The following is a 19911-nucleotide window of genomic DNA, read 5'->3' as shown; positions in this document are numbered from 1 at the left end:
GTACGGTATCTTATATTACACCACGACATGTCCACAGTATCCTCTAACGAATCTCAGACACGCAATATGCTATATTTTGAGCATTAAGATTTTCTAACGAACTCCAGACATCTTATTCACGAGTTTCACTGGTTTTTCCGCAGGTTTCAAGTGAATTTTGGTGATATAACGTGGCTGAGGTTCGTTACATTCTTCATCGACCTCTAAACGTTCATATAAGGTGTGTCAGGTTCGTTAGAAAAAGAATAGAGAGCGATTCAGGACTTAAACTCAAGTTAAGCGGAATCCGTTAGTTTTAAACTTATCTCCATTCACTACCTTATCGCGATATCAATTCGGTTCGACGCGTCCTTCAACACTGATTTTCTCTCCCCTTACTCCTGACTCAACTCTCAGGAGTAAGTACAATCAGCTTGTCATCCCCATCTCGTGGCGATCCCCGTCCATCCCGATTGTTCGTAAGCACGTATAACTTTCCGTCCTCGCCAGCACTCACATTGCGAATTCGACCCCATTCATCTTCGAAGATGGGTTCCACCTTCTCCACTTGTGTACCATCTTCCGAAAGAGTAACTTTCAACAACTGCTCTCCACGCAGATTCGCAGCAATCAGTGAACCGGCCCATGGTCCTTCTTCAACAAAAGCTACACCGGACGGAGCCCATGTGTCATTCCCACTGTGTGCGAGCGGAGCCTGATATGCGCCGTTGTCATCGTCGTCTCCCTCCACCTCGGGCCAGCCATAATTCTCACCAGCCACAATCCGGTTAATCTCATCATGATTCCGCTGACCATGCTCGGTAGAATAGAGATAACCGTTGTCCGGATTCCAGGCCAGTCCCTGTGCGTTACGGTGTCCCATACTGTACACAGGCGAATTAGGCCATGGGTTGTCTGCAGGGATCGATCCGTCGAGACCAATCCGCAATATTTTACCCCCAAGGCTATCTTCGTTCTGTGACAGTTCCGGTTCATAGCGCTCACCTGTCGTAATATAGAGCAACTTGTCCGGGCCGATCTTGATCCGCCCACCATTATGATTCGTTCCGCCTGGAATATTACCAAGCAGCTCTTGATCTATGACCGCTTTCCCATCATTCACCTTGAGACGTAACACCCGATTGGCAATGTCGTCGCCTTCCAGATAGGAGTGGTACGCATACAAGTAACCGTTCTCCTCAAAGTCCGGATCAGCTGCAAGGCCCAACAAGCCTCCCTCACCTTCTTCATTAAAAGGCGCTGAGAATTCAATCAGTGGTTCAGGGGTTAGTTTTCCATCCTCAATGACCCGAATCGCACCTGGGCGTTCCGTTACAAACATCCGACCATCAGGCACACTCACAATCTCCCATGGTGCATTCAATCCTTCAACCAGAACGGAAGCCTGATACGGAATAACCGCCTCTCCCTGCGCTCCACTCTCGTTTTCACTCGCACTGCCATTGCCTCCATTGGCTGTCTGTCCCTGACCTGTTCCCTGCCCCTGAGACGTGTGCTCTACTCCTCCTGTAGAGGGATCGCCTGAAGAGCATGACGCTGTCAACAGTGCCACACTTAATAATGAAGCATACAGCGGAACGGTTACTCGATTATTCATGATTACATCTCCCTTCGCATATCATTTTTTTCTCTATAGTTGTGGTGCTATTATTCTTCTGTAAAGCGGTTTCGCCCTGTATTACCCTTCATATCATCCGCTTAAACCAAGAATTCAAGGGATTCCGAGGACATGAAATCATCGCAGTTTGGAATTCCTCCATAATCTTTTATAATAGAAGGATAGTATGAATGGAAAGGTGGACAACTACACTCATGAATCAAAACCCTTTATCTCGTCTTGAAGCCGATCTGTCCGGGCAAGGATTGGACGCTATGCTGATCACAGATCCGAAACATATCTACTATTTAACTGGCTTTGCGAGCAATCCGCATGAACGCTTCCTTGGTCTGGTACTCGCACGTGGCGAAGAACCATTATTGATCGTACCCGCACTTGACGCAGAAGCTGCCGCAGCCGCTTCCTCGGTATCCAACATTGCCACTCACACGGATACGGATAATCCGTACGCTTTGTTCGAACGTTATCAGGGCCGTCTGGGCCGAGTAGGTCTCGAAAAAGAATACGTGACCGTCTCACGTTATGAGCAATTAACCGCCGCGCTAGGTGGTGCCAGCTTTGAAGATGTCGGCCCCCTGCTTCGCACATTACGTGTGAAAAAAACACCAGATGAAGTAGCTCGCATTCGCCATGCTATTCATCTGATTGAAGAAACACTGCGTCAAGGCCTCACTCATGTTCGTGCAGGCGTAACCGAGATTGAACTTGTCGCCGAGATGGAGTATCAGATGAAGAAACTGGGTGCTGATGGCCCTTCCTTTGATACCATGGTGCTCACGGGACCCAAAACTGGTCTGCCACACGGTACACCGGGTGAACGGAAACTGCAACATGGTGACCTGTTGATGTTCGACATGGGTGTCTATGCTGGAGGATATGCCTCGGATATCACACGCACATTCGCCTTTGGTGACATCTCATCCGAACTCAAAACCATCTATAACACGGTGCTCGCAGCGAACGAAGCTGCCATCCAAGTGGTTAAGCCAGGCATTACCTGCGCGGAAGTGGATCGTGCAGCACGCCAGGTCACGGAAGAAGCGGGATACGGCGAGCGCTTCATGCATAGAGTAGGTCATGGATTGGGTATCGATGTGCATGAATATCCTTCCCTTCATGGAGAAAACATGGACATCCTGAATGAAGGTACCGTATTCACAATTGAACCGGGCATATATACCGCAGCAGGCGGCGTTCGCATCGAGGATGATGTAATTGTGACCGAGACGGGTGTCGAAGTTCTGACAACATATCCTAAAGAGCTGCAAATCCTTACCGACTAATCCAATTGGATCTATGTCAAAAACAAAATCCCGCAAACCAATAATATCATGGGTCGCGGGATTTTAATTAATACGAAGCATATCCTACATTACTCCGTCTGCATTCTACGTGATCTTATTCCTGCTCACTCATTTACCATTAATCAAACTCATGCGTGATATCATGCCAGGATTCCAGCTGTGGCAGCTGTTGCTTCCCCCAATAATCCAGAAACCATTGAATAATCCCAGTCGTATCTGTTGACTTGTAGCTGTAATGCCGGAAATCTTCCTCACCTTCCTGCAAACGAATCTCCGCCACCATGTGCCCTGGTTCCTCAAGCGCAGCAGCCTGCAAATACATACTTCCCTCCACCAGCTCCGAAGGTACAAGTACTACGTATTCCTGCAATTCCAGATTGGTAATCAAATCCACCAATAGTGAGGCATTAATGTTATCATTCTCGTAGGTTGTGCCATTGCTTTCCAGTTTATAACGCAGTGTAGAGTACATGTGCGATTCCCCTTTGGTTGAAATCATCGTTGGCTAATGATACACGCTCATAACGACAGGTCGTTTATATTATAACTTTTTCATAAAAATGTAAAAAGGGTTTTTCTTGTTTCGGGTCTTTTCTATGAAAAAAAACCCTTGCAGAGTCCGAATTACAATGGACTGCGCAGAGGGTGATTTTAAGTGTTACTCTTTGAATATTGTCTAAGCCTCATCCTTAAACTTAAAGCTACGTGCGGCATACAGAAACGGTGTTCCGACCGCAGTTAATACAAATTTGATAATATACGTCGTCAGGAAGATTTCCAGCCAAACATCCCAAGGGTAGATGAACGCAAACGCGATCGTGCAGAACACCAGTGTATCCACAAATGAACTGATGATCGAACTACCGTTGGTACGTATCCACAACTGATTGCGCCCTGGAGCCACCTTGCGTAACCAGGAGTACAATCGAACATCCAGGAACTGACTGATGAAGTAAGCTGTCAGACTTCCGAGTGCCAGACGTGGCAGCAGACCGAACAGCTTCGCCATGGATTCCTGTGCAAAGTCCGTCGGTGCCGGATCAAAGAACAACACCATCTGCATCAGAACCGTCGTCATGATCAACGTGAAAAATCCGAACCATACGGCCTTCCGCGCTTCACCCGATCCATACTTCTCATTGAGAAGGTCACTGGTCAGATACATGCTGACATACATCGTGTTGCCTAACGTGAGTACAATCCCCATAATATCTATCGTTTTGGTCACCTGAATGTTAGCTATAACCGTAGCCACACCAATCCAGGCATAGAGACCTTTTTTACCGAACAAGCGGTAACACAACAGGAAAAATCCATAAGTTACGAGAACGAAAACCGCTCCCCACCCTAAGTTAAACATAAATACATACACTGCCTTCCTAGTTTTGATTACGCGGGATGGTTACGAACCGCGGTTTGGCTCAGGGCCAAAACATGAATACTCTATCATATTTCTTGTCCCTTGAACAGCACTAAATAACCACAAGTCTGACTGGAAGACCACGATCTCTACTATATTCCGCCTATGTCACTCTCGACCATACTCCGTTTTTCCTACCTCTATGCATCTTGCCCCGTGTATTAAAAAGGAGAAGCCTTAGCATACCATGCACAGCAAAATGCAATTGCAGCAAAAAAACCGCCTTCCGAATTTCTCCGAAGGGCGGCTTTACTTGTTTGAACTCTAGATGGCTTTGGCTCTTATATGAGCCTCTACCAAGTCCATTCTCTATTACACCTGAACAGCTGAATCCAGTTCACGGCTTTGATCATTGAATGTGTCTTGATCATTTTCTTTCAAAATTTTGCTGGTTACAAGTCCTGAAGTCATGGACCCGTTCACGTTCAATGCTGTACGACCCATGTCGATCAGCGGTTCAACAGAGATCAGCAATCCTGCCAAGGCTACCGGCAGGTTCATGGTGGACAATACGATCAGGGAAGCGAAGGTTGCCCCGCCGCCTACTCCAGCTACGCCGAATGAACTGATCATAACTACGAGGATCAAGGTCACAATGAAGTCCCAGCTCAGCGGATCGATTCCGACCGTTGGAGCAATCATCACCGCCAGCATGGCCGGATAGATCCCGGCGCAGCCGTTTTGCCCAATCGTAGCACCAAAGCTTGCAGACAGGTTCGCAATCCCGTCCGATACGCCCAATTTCTTCGTCTGTGTCTCTACATTCAGCGGAATGGCTGCCGCACTTGAACGGGACGTAAAGGCAAATACCAGTGTTGGCAGAACCTTTTTCAGATACGTCAGTGGGTTGAAGCCAGACAGCGCAATGATAATCAAGTGAATGATGAACATAACGAGCAACGCCACGTAGGATGCGACAACGAATTTGATTAACTTCAGAATCTCATCTGGATTCGTGGTCGCCGTTACCTTCGTAATCAGGGCCAAGATACCGTATGGCGTCAATCGAAGTACTAACGTTACGATCCGCATAACCACCGCATATACCGCATTAACCATACCTCGGAATGTTTCCGCCTGCTGTGGTTTTTTGCGATCCAATCCAAGTACTGCCACACCGATGAACGCGGAGAAGATAACCACCGCAAGTGTAGATGTACGACGTTCTCCTGTCATATCCGCAAATGGATTTGAAGGAATGAATTCCAGCACTTGCTGTGGAATCGTCTGATCCTGTACATCAACAAGCCGTTCCTCCATACGTTGTCCTTGCGCAAGCTCCCGATCTCCACCCTCGATCTCAATCGAAGTCAGGTTGAAGCTGAGGCTCGTTACAATGCTGACCCCTGCGGCAATCGCCGTTGTGATCAACAGGATCGCAATAATGGAAACACTCATTTTACCGAGGTTTTGCTTGCCTTTCAGATTCATGATGGCTGAGATGATCGATACCATAATCAATGGAATCACGACCATTTGTAACAAACGAACATATCCTGAACCAACCAGATTGAACCAATCGACTGACTTCGTGATGACATCAGAACCGGATGCGTAGACCAATTGAAGAATTACACCGTACACAACCCCCATACCCAAACCCGCAAATACGCGTTTCGTGAAGGAAATATGTTTCTTCTGCATCCAGTAGAGCACACCCAGAAATGCCAGCATGATCACTACATTCAAAATGACTAGAAAAGTATCCATTACTTTAAATCCTCCTCAACATGTGTGTAACCGGAAATGATCCGGTTTTCTCTTCTATTTTTTATACGACCAACAAGACATTTTACAATATACCATATAACAAACTATTCTGGTAGGTATTAATTGATATTATGTAATATGCATGTAACAGATTCATCTATTTCTGAAAAAAATACACCAAATCGTGAAAATTGTTCTATTCAACCTCCGGTTAATTTTGTAATATAGGTATATCCGCTTATTCCCAAGTTTTCTCAACGTATATTTTAGGTCTTTCTTCATTGGTAGATAGGTCTTATGATTACGGAAAAGCGACAATGTTAATGAACATGACGTGAAAGGATGATCATATGTTTCGTAATCGCACCGTTGCCGGTAAAATCAGAGGCACCTTATTCCTCGTTCTGCTGGTTGCTTCCCTGTTGTTCAGTATCAGTTTTTATGCCGTATCGATGAATATTATTCAAAGTTACGTGCTCCCGCAGTTCGACAAAGTCCTAAACACGTCCATTCAGGATATATACAAGAATACTTCTGCATCCAAAATTCTACAGGTACAGAGTGGCGGAGCCGGTTCTGAAGGTGCTGCAATGACCGTAGAATCGTATCTGGCCGACAAAGCAAAAGAGCACAATCTGGATGCCGCATACATTGTTGCCATTCAAGATGGATCAGCCAAAGTGGTGGTTGCCAACTCTTCCTCAGGCATGAAAGCACAGGATGAGATTAATGTAGAACCCACAATGACTGCAGCGATCGAGAACAAAGAAATGGTAATCAGCGAGGTCTACTCCGATTCCTTCGGTGTACATAAAGCAGCCTTTATGCCAATTGCAGGAAGTAACATGATTATGGCAGTAAGCATGGACGCCCAGTTCATTCAAGACAAGATTACCCAGGTCTTCTGGCTATGTCTTGGCATTACAGCATTAGTCTTCGTGCTCGGCTGGCTTATCTCAACGAGTATGATCAAAAGAGTAACTAAACCAATCATCAAGCTCGTCCAACATAGCAAGCAAATATCCCAAGGTGATCTGACCGCCGAACTCCAGATTAATGGCAAAGATGAAATTGCACAGCTTGCCGCAAGCTTCCAGACGATGACGCATAACCTGAAAGAAATGATTAGCCGTGCCTTGTCCACGTCCGATGAAGTTGTATCAGGCTCCAATGACCTGCTTCAGCGGGTTGAATCGATGTCCGGTATGGTCCGTAACTCCAGCCGCTCCGCAGAAGATGCAGAAAAAGGCAGCATCAGCATTGCGTCCAGCGCATCCGAGAACGCCAGAGCCATGGAAGAAATTACACAGGGCATCATGCATATCGCTTCTTCTTCCGCCGAAGTCTCCGAACAAATTGGCGAAGCAGCCAATGAGGCGGTTAATGGTAACCGACTGGCTCAGAATGCCGTTGAGCAGATGGAACGTGTAGGTCAGACAGCAAACGAATCGTTGCGGTATGTCGAGACCATGAATGAACGTTCAGTAGCCATCGGCACCATTGTTGCTTCCATTTTTGAAATTACCAAACAGATTAACATGCTGTCACTCAACGCCTCCATTGAAGCAGCGCGTGCTGGTGAGCACGGGCGCGGATTCGCTGTCGTTGCTGGAGAAGTTCGCAAACTTGCCGAGCAATCCAAGACAGCCACCGAGGAAATATCAGATTATCTGGGCACCATTCGTGAAGACGCTGAACGCTCGGTTGACGCCATGAACCGTGTAACCAAAGAGATTGGTTCAGGCACAACTGTCGTTCAACAAGCAGGTTCAGCCTTCCAGCAACTGAATGAACTGATCCAGAACGTCAATCTGACCATCCAGACTGTCTCTGCTTCTACAGAGCAAGTATCCGCTGGTGCAGAAGAAGTGAGTGCGTCTGTTGAAGAAACGGCACAGATTACGTCCAAATCCCGTGAGAGCATGCTACAGATTGCTTCAACAGCAGATCTTCAGCTCAGCGAGATGGATTCACATTCGAATACGGTACGACATCTGCATGAACAAGCTGTAGAGCTGCAATCCGCCATGAAAAATTTCAAAATAAACTAACAGGTAAACCATTAACCCATCATTCTCTGGTTTAAACCTCATTTAATAATAGGATATACAATACCCCCATGCCGCTAACATTCCGTTTCTAAAAAACGGGTTGTCGGACATGGGGGTATTCTTGTATAACAACTCACTCCGGTGCCTGAACACCCATGATTTCGTACACACGCTTCATATCCAATGAGGACCGCAACGATTCGGCTACCCGATCGAACTCCATCTCCTTACGTTCATGCGCACTATATGTCTCCTGAAGTGGGGCTAGTCCCTTTGCTTCACGCAAACCATTAAGCCATGAACGTCTGAATTGATCACTTTCAAACAAACCATGCAGATAAGTTCCCCACACACGGCCATCCACTGTGCCCCAGCCTTCATGGAATGCTTCACCACCTGGATGGGATATTTCAAATAGTGCGGTTACACGTTCAGGTTCGTGGCACTCGGTAACACCCATATGGATCTCATATCCATGAATAGGTAGTGGGGATGTTTCCACATCTGGTTCACCATACAGACGAATCGGATTCTGAGGTTGCACCCGTCCGGAAGCCCTGACTGTCTGCTTTTCCTGAAGAAATGTTGTCGATAACGGAAGCCAGCCGAGTCCCTTTGCTTCCTGGATCTGATTCGCCTCCACTGCAAACGGGTCTTTCAGATATCTTCCAAGCATCTGGTATCCGCCACATATCCCTACGAGCTGAATGTTATCACGTTCGGTCTGGCTGGCAATCGCTTGCTCCAGTCCAGACTCACGCAGGAACGCCAGATCCCCTATTGTATCCTTCGTACCCGGTAGAAGAATAGCATCAGGACTTCCCAATTCCTCTGGCGAGGTCACGTAACGCACATTCACATCCGGTTCACGGGAAAGGGCATCGAAGTCTGTAAAGTTGGAAATTCGGGGATATCGGATCACCGCCAGATCCAGTTCTGTCTTTCCGGATTTGCCATGACGCATCGAGTCCAGCACCACTGAATCCTCTGCTTCAATCTGAATATCTCTTATGTAAGGCAATACACCTAATACTGGAATGCCTGTCCGTTCTTCAAGCCAGTCTAGTCCGGGCTGCAACAGAGACAGATCGCCGCGAAACTTATTGATGATAAAACCTTTTACACGCTCCACCTCATGTGGCTCTAGCAGCTCCAGTGTGCCAACAATAGAAGCAAATACGCCGCCCCGATCAATATCAGAGATCAGAATGACTGGAGCATCGGCCCAACCTGCCAGATTCATGTTGACGATATCCCGGTCTTTCAGATTAATCTCCGCAGGACTGCCTGCTCCTTCCATCAGCACCACATCATAGGTGTCCCGCAACCGGTTCAGCGCATCCATCACCGTCTGCTTCGCTTCTGGCAGGAACTTCTGGCGATAATCTGATGCACTCATCTGGGCAAAAGGTATCCCGTGTACCACGATCTGCGAATGCATATCGCGCACCGGCTTGATGAGAATCGGATTCATATCCGTTGTCGCTTCAATACCACAGGCTTCTGCCTGCGCGCCTTGGGCCCGGCCAATCTCCTTGCCGTCTTCCGTTACGTAGGAATTTAGTGCCATATTCTGTGACTTGAACGGGGCTGGCTTGAAGCCATCCTGCTTGAATATACGGCACAGCGCCGTCGTAATCACGCTTTTTCCCACATCCGATGCCGTCCCTTGCAGCATGAGTACTGCCGCTGGTTGTTGTAAATGTTGCACAGGTGTATCTTCCACGTACCCTCACCTCAGTCTCCGTGTTATGTCTCACATTACTCATTCCGTGCGTTTTTCACAGCCAAAAGAGTCCCTGAAGCACACTCAGCACCGTTAGCAAAGCCGCTTCCAACAGCTCATTCATCGCTCCATACGTATCTCCTGTAAGCCCGCCCAGCCTTTCACTGATGCGTGCAGCAACGAATTTACCAATGATGTAACATGCAACAGGTACAACAATGACAGCCGTCACAGGATATAACCACCATGGCAATGTTCCTAGGCTGCTCATCATGGCATCGGCAGTACCCATATCCGGTCGGAAGATCCATACGGCAGCAAACGTAATTACACCTGCAAGAAGGGTCAGTCCGACCGCAGAGCTGCGTGCACGCTGGACTTCCTTACGCTCACCCAATCCCTTGAATAAGACTGCCAAACCATCATCTCCACGTGCATTCGGCCAGGCTGAGATAGCATACACCATGAACCAACGACTCCAGATCATGGGCAGGATCAACAGCGCACCATAGATCCAGTTGCCATGTGCGATAAAATCGGCGATCAGAGCCGCTTTCATCATCAGCAGTAGGACGCAGGCGATCACACCCATAGCGCCTACACGGCTGTCCTTCATAATTTCCAGCATCCGCTCACGGGTACGATAGCTTAGTAATCCATCCGCCGTATCCATCCAACCATCCAGATGAAGGCCACCAGTGAGCCATACCCATAACGTTAAGGTTAATACGGCAGCAGGAAAGGCTGGAAGTATCACACCCGTTAAGGCCCCTGCGAGCCAAACGCATAGTCCAATCGCAGCACCCACCAGCGGGTAATACACGACACTTTCCCGCAGTAATGGCGGGACGAAGTCAATCTGCATTTTCACCGGAAAACGGGATAAAAATTGAAAAGCGGCCGCAGCCGCATGTTTACGAGGATGAGTGTGATCTGTCATAAACGATACTCCTTGCTTTTCAGCTCAATCGCAATACCTACAGTCACCAGGAACACTTCACGACATATGGCTGCAATCCGCTGATTCAATATGCCCGCTAGATCCCGATATTTTCTGCCAAGCGCATACTCCGGCACAATACCATCGCCCACTTCATTCGTAACAAGCACGAGCAGACCTGGGTACGACCTGATTGCTTCCACCAATGCATCCATATGATCTTGCAAAACCTGCTCATCTTCGTGTTCATGTGCAAGCAGAACATTGGTCAACCAGAGTGTCAGGCAATCGACCAGAATCGTCGGTGCAGAAGTACCGGTATGGTCTTCTCCCATACGTGTAATGAGTGCCGGTAATGCGAGTGGTTCCTCCACCGTATGCCATAGATATCCTGATGCCTCGCGCTGATTCTGATGCAGACTTATCCGCTCTCGCATCTCATCATCATACGCCTGAGCCGTAGCCACATACCAAGCTTCTGAGGAACGTTGCATACAGAGACGCTCGGCAAACGAACTTTTACCACTACGCGCTCCACCCGTCACCAACACACTCATAGCGAAACCTCTCCTTGAACCGTCGAAGCACCTGTAACATCAGAGTCCGCTACATCACCCTCATTTGCATCCGCCTCGGCATCCGAAGCCTTGTTCGTTCCATTCGATACCCCTGCACTTGCAAAGGTCGCCATCTCGTTCAAAAGGAGACATGCTGCATCAATCAGATGAAGACTGAGCACACCTCCGGTTCCTTCGCCAAGGCGCATGTCCAGATCCAGCATCGGTTTCAGATCAAGCTCACGAAGCAGAGCTGCATGTCCACTTTCATGTGAAGTATGAGAAGCAATCATATAAGCCGTGCTCACGGGAGCAAGCTGTCTTGCAATCAATGCGGCCGCAGTCGAGATGAATCCATCCACAACAACAGGACATCCGTTCGCAGCTGCAGCAAGAATGACACCTGTCAGTCCGGCAATCTCTAGGCCACCCACTTTGCAAAGTACGTCCAGTGCATCTTCCCTATTCGGGGAATTCACGCTCAGTGCCTGGCTAACCACGGCGGCTTTACGCTGCAATCCCGCATCATCAATCCCTGTTCCTCGCCCAACTGCTGAAGCAGGTGCAGTTCCGGTTAATGCACACATCACCGCTGCACTCGCGGTTGTATTGCCAATCCCCATTTCTCCAGTAACGAACAATTGTGTTCCCTTTGCCACCTCTGCCGATACCACGTCGACTCCTGCAAGAATGGCCTGAATTGCTTCATCGCGAGTCATTGCTGCACCCTTTGCCATGTTGGCCGTACCTTTACGAACTTTGCGGGAAAGCAGGTCAGGATGTTCCAGATCGGCATTAACCCCGATATCCACACAGATTACATCGGCTCTGGCGTGGCGGGCAAGTACGTTGACAGCAGCCCCTCCAGCCAGGAAATTAAGGACCATCTGCGGCGTTACCTCGGCTGGGAAAGCACTAATACCTTCCGCCACCACGCCGTGATCTGCGGCCATCACAATGACGGCTCTGCGATCCAAACGTGGACGAGCCTTGCCAGTGATTCCCGCAAGACGAATAACCAGTTGTTCCAGCTTACCCAGACTGCCGGGTGGTTTCGTCAATGCATCCACATCTGCGGAGGCTTCTGCCGCAATTTCTTCATTAGGACCCACGATCCGACCCAGTAACTGTTCCAACACCTGTTCATTATTCATACAGCCAGCACTTCCTTCATCAAAATATGGGTTGCCCCGCTTCGTTCATTCCTTCTCCCGCCGCAGCAAGAGCTGTGGGATTCCATTGTCAGGATGGTTCACCATCGCAGGTTTAACGCGAAAGATGTCCTGAATGTTGTCTTCGGTCATCAAGGTATGGGGCGTTCCATTCCCCACCACTTTGCCTTCTCGCAACGCCAGAATGTGGTCGCAGAACTGCGCAGCCAGATTCAGATCGTGCAGCACAGCCACAATCGTAATGCTGTTTTTTTGCCGCCATGTCGATAATAACTCCATAAATTGCAATTGATATTTGATATCCAGAAACGTAGTGGGTTCATCCAACAATAATAACCGTGGTTCCTGTGCCATGACCTTGGCGAGTGCCACCCGCTGACGCTGTCCTCCACTAAGTGCATCCAAAGGCCTTTCAGCCATATCGGTCAATCCCAATTCTTCCAGTACACGGTCAACTACAGCCGCTCCATCTGCTGATTCTCGCCCAAGCCAATTCTGGTATGGATAACGTCCCATCTCCACGACATCCCTCACAGGATAAGAAATTGCAGGCAGGCCATCCTGTTGTAACACAGCAATCATGCGTGATAGATCTTTCCGACTGTATGAGGCGATATCCCGGCCATCCATACGTATACTGCCTGCGCTTGACTGCTCCGTTCCAGCAAGGAGCTGGAGCAGGGTAGACTTGCCACTGCCATTTGGACCAACGATACCCCACCAGTCCCCCTCCGTAACCTGCCAGGTCACCGAATCCAGGGCTTGATGACTGCCATACATTTTACCTGCCCCGGTAACTGCGAATAGCGGTTCGTCCGAATTCATACTCATGGCATCATCCCCTTCTGCAGTTTTTTGTTCCGGTGTAACAGGTAAGCGAAGAATGGTGCACCTACAAAGGCCGTCACCACACCAAGGGGAATTTCGGTCGGCGCCAGTAAGGATCGGGCAATCGTGTCTGCCCATACCATGAAGATGGCGCCACCAATGGCGGATAAAGGCACCAGCAATCGATAGTCAGGCCCCACAAGCAGCCGAAGCATATGCGGAATCACCAATCCAACGAAGCCAATAACACCGGATACGGAGACCGCTCCTGCGGTAAGAAGTGTTCCCACAGCAAGCACGGACAATTTCAGCCGATCGACGCCAACCCCGATATGCGCAGCTTGACGTTCTCCCAGCGCAAGAACATTCAAAGAACGTGCACGGCTCCAGAGAAAGATCAGCCCTAACAGAAAATACGGGAAAAGGATGGCCGTATACGACCACCCACGCAGAGCCAGACTTCCCATCGTCCAGTATATAATTTCATTAATGGTCTGTTTCGACATGGTCGACAGGAAGGAAACCACCGCTCCCAAGAAACTTTGCATCACTACACCAGCCAGAATCAGACTGTGTGTTGGTATTTTGCGCCCTTCACGAGCCAGGGACATAACAAACCATAATGTTAGTACGCCCGTCAAAAAAGCTACCAGTGGCAACGTCCAGATTCCGATCAGTGCATACTGCAATCCGAAGAAAATCAGAAACGCTGCACCCACCGAAGCACCGGATGATACGCCCAGAGTGAACGGGTCTGCCAGCGGGTTCCGAAGAACCCCCTGGAATCCCGCACCGGCAATCGCCAGCGATGCGCCCACGAGCACAGCAAGCAGTACACGTGGGAATCTGACTTTCCAGATAATCTGTTCGGCTGCTGCACTCCAGTCGGGCGTGATCCAGTCTCCGATACATGGCAAGTGATGAAGCAGAATACCTGCAATGTCACGAATAGGCAAGGAAACCGAACCGATGCCCGTGCAGATGAGCACGGTTAACACAAGCAGCGCGATCCCTGCCGATGCGTACACGGCCAGTTTTTTACTCATTGGAACAGGTCAGGATAGATCGCTTTGGCTACTTCTTTCAGACCTTCGGTTACACGTGGGCCTGGACGGCTGAGCAGATTGGCATCTAGGCCGATGACTGCATCGTTCTTCACAGCCGTGATTTGATCCCAGCCACTGCGAGCTTTAATGATCTGATCCAGTGTTTTGGAGTTTTCATCAATGACATCGTTGGCATACAGAATCACATCCGGGTTGGAGGCAATTACGTTCTCTTCATTAATTTCATACCAGCCCTCTTTGTCCGAAGCAATATTGCTACCACCGGCTACGGTAATCAGTTCGTCCATGAATTCACCTTTACCTACCGTCCAACCTGGGGAGAATTCAACGTATACATTTTTCTTCTCTTCCGGCTTAACTGCGCTCACCGCTTCAGTTACATCAGTCACATCCTGTTTCATCTGTGTGATGATCTCCTGAGCTTTTTCTTGATGATCTGTGATTTTACCGAATGTTTCAATATTGTTCATCACATCATCGATCGATTTTGGATCGGTTTTGAAAATGGTGATACCCAGATCACGCAGCTTCTTCACTGCATCTTCGCTCATGGAGATACCTGTGAATACAATATCAGCTTCAGCCGCAATGATGGACTCTTCATTTGGCTTGGTTACACCACCCATTTTTGCTTTGGTTGTTGCCGCTTCAGGATAATCATCATAGTCGGATACCCCTACAATCTGCTCGTCCAATCCAAGTGCGAATAGTGTTTCGGTCTCAGCTGGAGACACGGATACAATTTTGGCTGGTGCCTTGTCAAATGTGAACGATTCACCAGTTGCATCGGTAATGGTAAGTGGATACTGTGTTTTGAGATCCGTCTGCGCCTGGCCCTGGGACTGCTCCTGTGCAGGTTGCTGTGAAGTACCTGTACCCTCGTTCGTTGTTGCATTGCCACATCCGGCCAAAGCCAGTGCCAGTGCCGCTGCACTCAGCAGAGACGCTACGCTTTTCCAATTTTTGAAATTCATTCTGTTATTCTCCCCTTCTCTATTTGTACTATTTTCTTGCATCGTGCTCGAACCCTTACTACCCTTGCCTTGGTGTTCCTGTACAAGGTTTTGAATCGCAACATTTACACGTTTACTAAGAGTGCAGAACCGATCTGAAGAAACGAAGTGTTCGCCTAAAGCTTTCTACAAGAACGCTACATCGGAAGCGTATGCTATCACCGGATTTTCCCTTTCAAAAAGGACATCAAAAAATCTGGGGATAACAGCGACCAGTAGATGGGACTGCAATCGGAGTGACCTCGTGTAAAAGTTCGGTTCATCTTACATGAACAATAAAAATCCCTAATCCTTACGTCAGGATCAGGGATGACGTCTCGCATATGGCGATCTGTACATGTTCAACATATCGTTGTGCATGCACATAGAACTGCCCGAAACGCTGTCCTTTCCTCGAAGGAACACCGGTTTGAACGTCCAGGGCAGGTAACCTGACTTACAGGAATTGTTCCTGATTTACAGTGGCGGGACCGTGCCGGACTTACACCGGCTTCCCTATTTCACCCGTTTGCCATCCATGACTGGATAGAGCCATGAACCATTACTGCATGCACGCGGGACCCTTGGTCGCTGATATGGATTAACCATTCAAGTGAGCCACCTGCATTCATGTTCAGGCATTATCGCCTGTCACACGTAACTGCAGGTGCTGTCACACTTCTGTTGTGATTATAGGTTATATTGCACATCCTTACAACCCGATTGCCGGAAAAGCCACCCTCTCGCCAGCCCACTGATCCCCATGACGCTCCAGCAATACCTGTATGGCTTGTCCAGGGATCACCTGCGTATCCCAGAATCCCAAATTGGCAATAAGACGGGATAAAGCATAACGTATTACACCGCCGTGGGTGACCACAATAATGGGGGGCACGCCTGACTCAGGAGAAAGCATGGACGGACCATCCGACCCTATGTACTCTTGCAGAAATGAATCGATCCGCGCAGTGAATGCCTGCCATGACTCCCCCTCAGGCGGGGTGATATCCTGCGGAGCATCGATCCAGTCCCGGTACTGTTGGTTGTCCTTGAGCTGATCGTACGTCATCCCCTCCCATTGACCAAAATCGATCTCCCGCAAACGTGGGTCCAGCTTGACCTGCCCCATTGCATAAGGCCCGATCAATGCAAGCGTCTGCTGACAACGGAGCAGATCACTACAATATACCGAGTCCCACGAGACGTTGCTCAATTGCTCGCGTAGCGAAGCCAGTTCTCTTTCTGCATCCGGCAGCAAAGCGATATCGGTATGCCCCAGATATTTTTTTTCCACATTCCAAGCGGTTGTGCCATGACGAATAAACAGAATATTTCGCTGCTGTGATCCATTCTGCCCTACAGTTACTTCCATAACAACGTACCTCCAGCGAGCCATATTCCGAGCGTTACCAGTGTACACAGGATTACAAAAGAACCCGCTGACCAGAACATGAGACGTGTCGTTCGCACAATATCCTCTGCTGCCATCGGACGTGTTGCCTCACCCATATAGGCACGAAAAGAAGCTACGCCATGGTACACATTGTGTCCACCAAGTCTGATCCCCAGTGCTCCGGCCACCGCCGATTCGGGAAAACCACTATTCGGACTTGGATGCAATCTGGCATCTCGGGTCACCATACGTGCTGCACCTTTGGCATCCAGTTTCATGACCCATGCGCCCAAGATCAGCAGGATGGCGGTGAGCCGTGCGGGAATCCAGTTTGCCCAATCGTCCAGACGGGCGGAAGCCCAGCCGAGATGCATGTACTTCTCATTTTTATAACCAACCATGGAATCCAATGTATTCACCGCACGATAAGCCATCGCAAGTGGTGCGCCACCTATTAACGCATAGAACAAAGGGGACACGATGGCATCCACAATATTCTCCGCTACCGTCTCCACCGTTCCTCGCACGACCTCCGGTTCATCCAGATGAGCTGTGTCACGTCCAACAATCATGCCAAGTGAACGTCTTGCAGCAGGCCAATCCTTCTGAACCAGATGGTGATACACCTCCATGCCTGCATCCTTCAACCCTTTGGAAGCAATGGTAGTTGCAATAAGCACCACTTCAGCCACTATTGCTACGACCGGATGAATGAGACCCAACACATATACGAACCCCCAAGTAATTACAAACGCCCCACCCGCAATCAGCAACGGAAATAATAGACCGGCCTTCTTCAGCCCGGAATCCGTGCTCACACGGGAACGAATGCTACGCTCTAGCGCAGAAATTCCCTTTCCCATGCCAATCACGGGATGAGGAATCCAGCGTGGATCACCGATGCATCGATCAAGTATGTATGCCCCTATAATAATCCAGGCACCTGCCATTCCCGTCCAGAACGGCCAGGAGGCCAGTTGCCCTATCTGAAATGTCATTTCACCCTGTTCCTCTCTTTCCACTGCTGTCCCGCTTGCAGGCTTTCCATGATCGTGTCATACACCAACCTGCCGATAGCCGCACCAATAACCGTAGCCGTTCCCGCATAAGCAATTAGCGGCTTATGCTCGTGCACCTGACTCACCGCAAGTACAATAGCATCCGTTGTCGTCCCTGTGGCCAGCAGTCCATTCTCCGAGTCCGCAACACCGAAATCAGCCAGCGCCGCCGCTTTGGCTTCCACCGCAGTCTGGATTGCATTCACCATTGCTCCCGATGTCATTCGTCCGTTCAACCATAACATGACATTAATCGTGCCCGGGATATAGGACTTCGTAAAGTGAGATTGAGTTGTAGATTTTAAAGATCCTACGGCAACAGCCTCATTTCCCTCCGTATCAAATACGGTTCTTGCGGAACCTGCCCGCGCAGCATTGGACACACCGGCTGTTGTACAACACAGAATTCCGAATGCCTCACTTGTGTATTCCTGAATGGAAGTATGCTCCAGTCGAACCGCAGTCAACAGTCCCGCACATTGATCAAGCTGCTCCTTCCATTCATTCAGAGAACGTTCGATATCGCGAGGAGGATCATCACAGCGATACTGTCGGTCCACATAGATGTTAAATATCCGATCCAGTTCGAGCATCCCGCCGCCATATACCGCACTGGAAAGTGCACTTGCAGCAGCAGGACTCGCAGCTCTAATATGTTGATCGTGTGCAGTAATCTTCAGCCCGGGCCACGAAGAGGAACGATATTCATTCTCGTATGCCTCTGCATTCTTGTAGTAATTATAAAACGCCAGTGTCATCGCATGTTCCCCCTGCTCCGATCATGTGTCGCTTGTGGTCTGGCCGCCCCATTACACTTCCCAGCGCTTCGAGTAAGCACTCGTTGGCCTCTGCATCCTTTACTGCCAAACGTACATGTCGTTCACCAAGTCCCGGATACATCGCACAGCTACGGATCAGTATGCCACGCTCGCCCAGGGCTGCCTGCATGGATGCCGCAGTCCAAGGTTCTGGTAGGCGCACCAAAATAAAATTCGCTTCCCCCGGCGTTACCACACAACCATACGACTCCAAGCCTGCCTTTAAACGCGCGCGTTCCCGTGCGATCTGTGCCAGTGTGTCCTGTTCGAACCGTTCTCCGCTGCGTAGACAGGCTTCACCTGCAATCAACGCCAGTCCATTCACACTCCAGGTTACCTGTTTCTCCGTCATCGCACGAATCCATTCCGGACGTCCCAAGGCATACCCCAGACGCAGACCCGGAATTGCGTAAAACTTCGTCATTGATCGAATGATGATCACCTGTGGATATTCGTCCAGTCTGGGTGCAAGAGAATGTCGTCTTGATTCAGGTATGAAATCCATAAATGCCTCATCGATGACCAGGACAGTACCTGTTTTCTCTGCTTTACGAGCAAGACGATGCAGTATCTCTACCGGATACTGTACGCCATTCGGATTGTTGGGCTGACCGAGAAACAGCAGGTCTACCTGTTCCATCAGTCGTTCAATGTCCTCAGGCTCAGCACACCACTCCAGTTCCTCTCGTCCCTCCACATGCTGGACTTCCGCACCGAATTGTCGCGCTAAAGAACGATATTCTGAAAATCCAGGTTCCACTGTGCCGACCTTCTGCGGAGCAAGTCCGAGCAAGATCAACGCCATGCTTTCAGCAGCGCCATTGCCTACCGAAATACGGTCCTGTGGCACACCCAAACGTTCACTGAGTACTGATTTGAACCCTCGATGGCCCGGATCAGGATAACGAAGAACCGACTGCAATCCTTGCTCCAAAGCCTCCAACACTTCCTTTGGCGGGCCCAACGGATTGATGTTTGCGCTATAATCGAGGAAATCCGCAGCGTTCCCTCCAAACCGGGATGCGGCCGTCTCCACGTCACCGCCATGTCCGAAAACTTCAATGTAACCGGTCATACTTCCGTCACCCTTTCTACATGTCCTTTTTATTATGGATGGCGTGGGAGGTACGGGTCAATCCCGTTTTACAAGTCTTTCTGCCAGGCTGCATGTTGCTCGTTCGTGGCGACCCTTCGGTACCCCTTCTAATTCCTTTGTGTCCCAACCACAATTCGTTTACAATAGAAGAGGAATTTCGG

The 19911-nt window shown here is 49.3% G+C and carries 17 protein-coding genes and 1 riboswitch; of the genes, 2 read left to right on the top strand and 15 right to left on the bottom strand.

The window, feature by feature from the left end; all coding sequences use genetic code 11:
- Nucleotides 1-385 precede the first annotated feature (385 nt).
- Nucleotides 386-1597 carry a PQQ-dependent sugar dehydrogenase gene (locus OM416_RS19040; RefSeq protein WP_264932072.1) on the bottom strand — a complete coding sequence of 404 codons (1212 nt, stop codon included), beginning with the start codon at nt 1595-1597 and terminating at the stop codon, nt 386-388.
- Between the two features lie 215 nt (nt 1598-1812).
- Here OM416_RS19040 and OM416_RS19035 point away from each other — a divergent pair, with 215 nt between their 5' ends.
- Complete coding sequence (locus OM416_RS19035) at nt 1813-2901, top strand: M24 family metallopeptidase (protein WP_264932070.1); 1089 nt, start codon at nt 1813-1815, stop codon at nt 2899-2901.
- Nucleotides 2902-3040: 139 nt separating this feature from the next.
- Here the strand turns inward: OM416_RS19035 and OM416_RS19030 are convergent, their stop codons facing one another.
- The 3 genes from OM416_RS19030 to OM416_RS19020 all read right to left on the bottom strand — a co-directional run bounded on the left by OM416_RS19030 (nt 3041) and on the right by OM416_RS19020 (nt 6052).
- A complete protein-coding gene (locus OM416_RS19030; protein WP_264932068.1) occupies nt 3041-3394 on the bottom strand; it encodes a hypothetical protein in 354 nt (117 codons plus the stop codon).
- Nucleotides 3395-3598: 204 nt separating this feature from the next.
- On the bottom strand, nt 3599-4282 hold the full coding sequence (locus OM416_RS19025; protein WP_264932066.1) for a queuosine precursor transporter: 684 nt from the start codon (nt 4280-4282) through the stop codon (nt 3599-3601).
- A gap of 372 nt (nt 4283-4654) precedes the next feature.
- Nucleotides 4655-6052: an L-cystine transporter gene (locus OM416_RS19020; protein ID WP_264932064.1), complete on the bottom strand. Its 1398-nt coding sequence runs from the start codon at nt 6050-6052 to the stop codon at nt 4655-4657.
- Nucleotides 6053-6402: 350 nt separating this feature from the next.
- Here OM416_RS19020 and OM416_RS19015 point away from each other — a divergent pair, with 350 nt between their 5' ends.
- Complete coding sequence (locus OM416_RS19015; protein WP_264932062.1) at nt 6403-8103, top strand: methyl-accepting chemotaxis protein; 1701 nt, start codon at nt 6403-6405, stop codon at nt 8101-8103.
- Between the two features lie 133 nt (nt 8104-8236).
- On the opposite strand, the gene OM416_RS19010 is transcribed toward OM416_RS19015, so the two are convergent.
- The 11 genes from OM416_RS19010 to cobD all read right to left on the bottom strand — a co-directional run bounded on the left by OM416_RS19010 (nt 8237) and on the right by cobD (nt 19729).
- A complete protein-coding gene (locus OM416_RS19010; RefSeq protein WP_264932116.1) occupies nt 8237-9781 on the bottom strand; it encodes a cobyric acid synthase in 1545 nt (514 codons plus the stop codon).
- 103 nt (nt 9782-9884) lie between these two features.
- Nucleotides 9885-10769, bottom strand: coding sequence for an adenosylcobinamide-GDP ribazoletransferase (gene cobS, locus OM416_RS19005; protein WP_264932060.1), 885 nt, complete (start codon nt 10767-10769; stop codon nt 9885-9887).
- Nucleotides 10766-11326, bottom strand: a complete 561-nt coding sequence (gene cobU / locus OM416_RS19000; protein ID WP_264932058.1) for a bifunctional adenosylcobinamide kinase/adenosylcobinamide-phosphate guanylyltransferase — start codon at nt 11324-11326, stop codon at nt 10766-10768. Before cobU ends, cobS begins: the two co-directional genes overlap by 4 nt.
- Entirely contained in the window at nt 11323-12480 is a 1158-nt protein-coding gene (gene cobT / locus OM416_RS18995; RefSeq protein WP_264932056.1) for a nicotinate-nucleotide--dimethylbenzimidazole phosphoribosyltransferase, read from the bottom strand. Before cobT ends, cobU begins: the two co-directional genes overlap by 4 nt.
- Before the next feature lie 45 nt (nt 12481-12525).
- Nucleotides 12526-13329: an ABC transporter ATP-binding protein gene (locus OM416_RS18990; RefSeq protein ID WP_413775806.1), complete on the bottom strand. Its 804-nt coding sequence runs from the start codon at nt 13327-13329 to the stop codon at nt 12526-12528.
- Nucleotides 13326-14372, bottom strand: coding sequence for a FecCD family ABC transporter permease (locus OM416_RS18985; protein ID WP_264932054.1), 1047 nt, complete (start codon nt 14370-14372; stop codon nt 13326-13328). Before OM416_RS18985 ends, OM416_RS18990 begins: the two co-directional genes overlap by 4 nt.
- Nucleotides 14369-15367: an ABC transporter substrate-binding protein gene (locus OM416_RS18980; protein WP_264932052.1), complete on the bottom strand. Its 999-nt coding sequence runs from the start codon at nt 15365-15367 to the stop codon at nt 14369-14371. The genes OM416_RS18985 and OM416_RS18980 overlap by 4 nt, the downstream gene beginning before the upstream one ends.
- A 442-nt stretch (nt 15368-15809) precedes the next feature.
- Nucleotides 15810-15957, bottom strand: a riboswitch (cobalamin riboswitch).
- Nucleotides 15958-16097: 140 nt separating this feature from the next.
- Nucleotides 16098-16757: a histidine phosphatase family protein gene (locus OM416_RS18975; RefSeq protein ID WP_264932050.1), complete on the bottom strand. Its 660-nt coding sequence runs from the start codon at nt 16755-16757 to the stop codon at nt 16098-16100.
- Nucleotides 16748-17728 carry an adenosylcobinamide-phosphate synthase CbiB gene (cbiB, locus tag OM416_RS18970; protein WP_264932111.1) on the bottom strand — a complete coding sequence of 327 codons (981 nt, stop codon included), beginning with the start codon at nt 17726-17728 and terminating at the stop codon, nt 16748-16750. The genes OM416_RS18975 and cbiB overlap by 10 nt, the downstream gene beginning before the upstream one ends.
- A gap of 44 nt (nt 17729-17772) precedes the next feature.
- Nucleotides 17773-18594, bottom strand: a complete 822-nt coding sequence (locus tag OM416_RS18965) for an adenosylcobinamide amidohydrolase (RefSeq protein ID WP_264932048.1) — start codon at nt 18592-18594, stop codon at nt 17773-17775.
- Nucleotides 18575-19729 (bottom strand): threonine-phosphate decarboxylase CobD, encoded by a 1155-nt coding sequence (gene cobD / locus OM416_RS18960; protein WP_264932046.1) that lies wholly within the window; start codon nt 19727-19729, stop codon nt 18575-18577. Before cobD ends, OM416_RS18965 begins: the two co-directional genes overlap by 20 nt.
- Nucleotides 19730-19911 lie beyond the last annotated feature (182 nt).

Origin of the sequence: Paenibacillus sp. LS1 (assembly GCF_026013365.1) — a bacterium.
Classification (GTDB): domain Bacteria; phylum Bacillota; class Bacilli; order Paenibacillales; family Paenibacillaceae; genus Paenibacillus.
The sequence above is the reverse complement of the archived record's forward strand: the minus strand, read 5'-3'. Positions and strand labels throughout refer to the sequence as shown.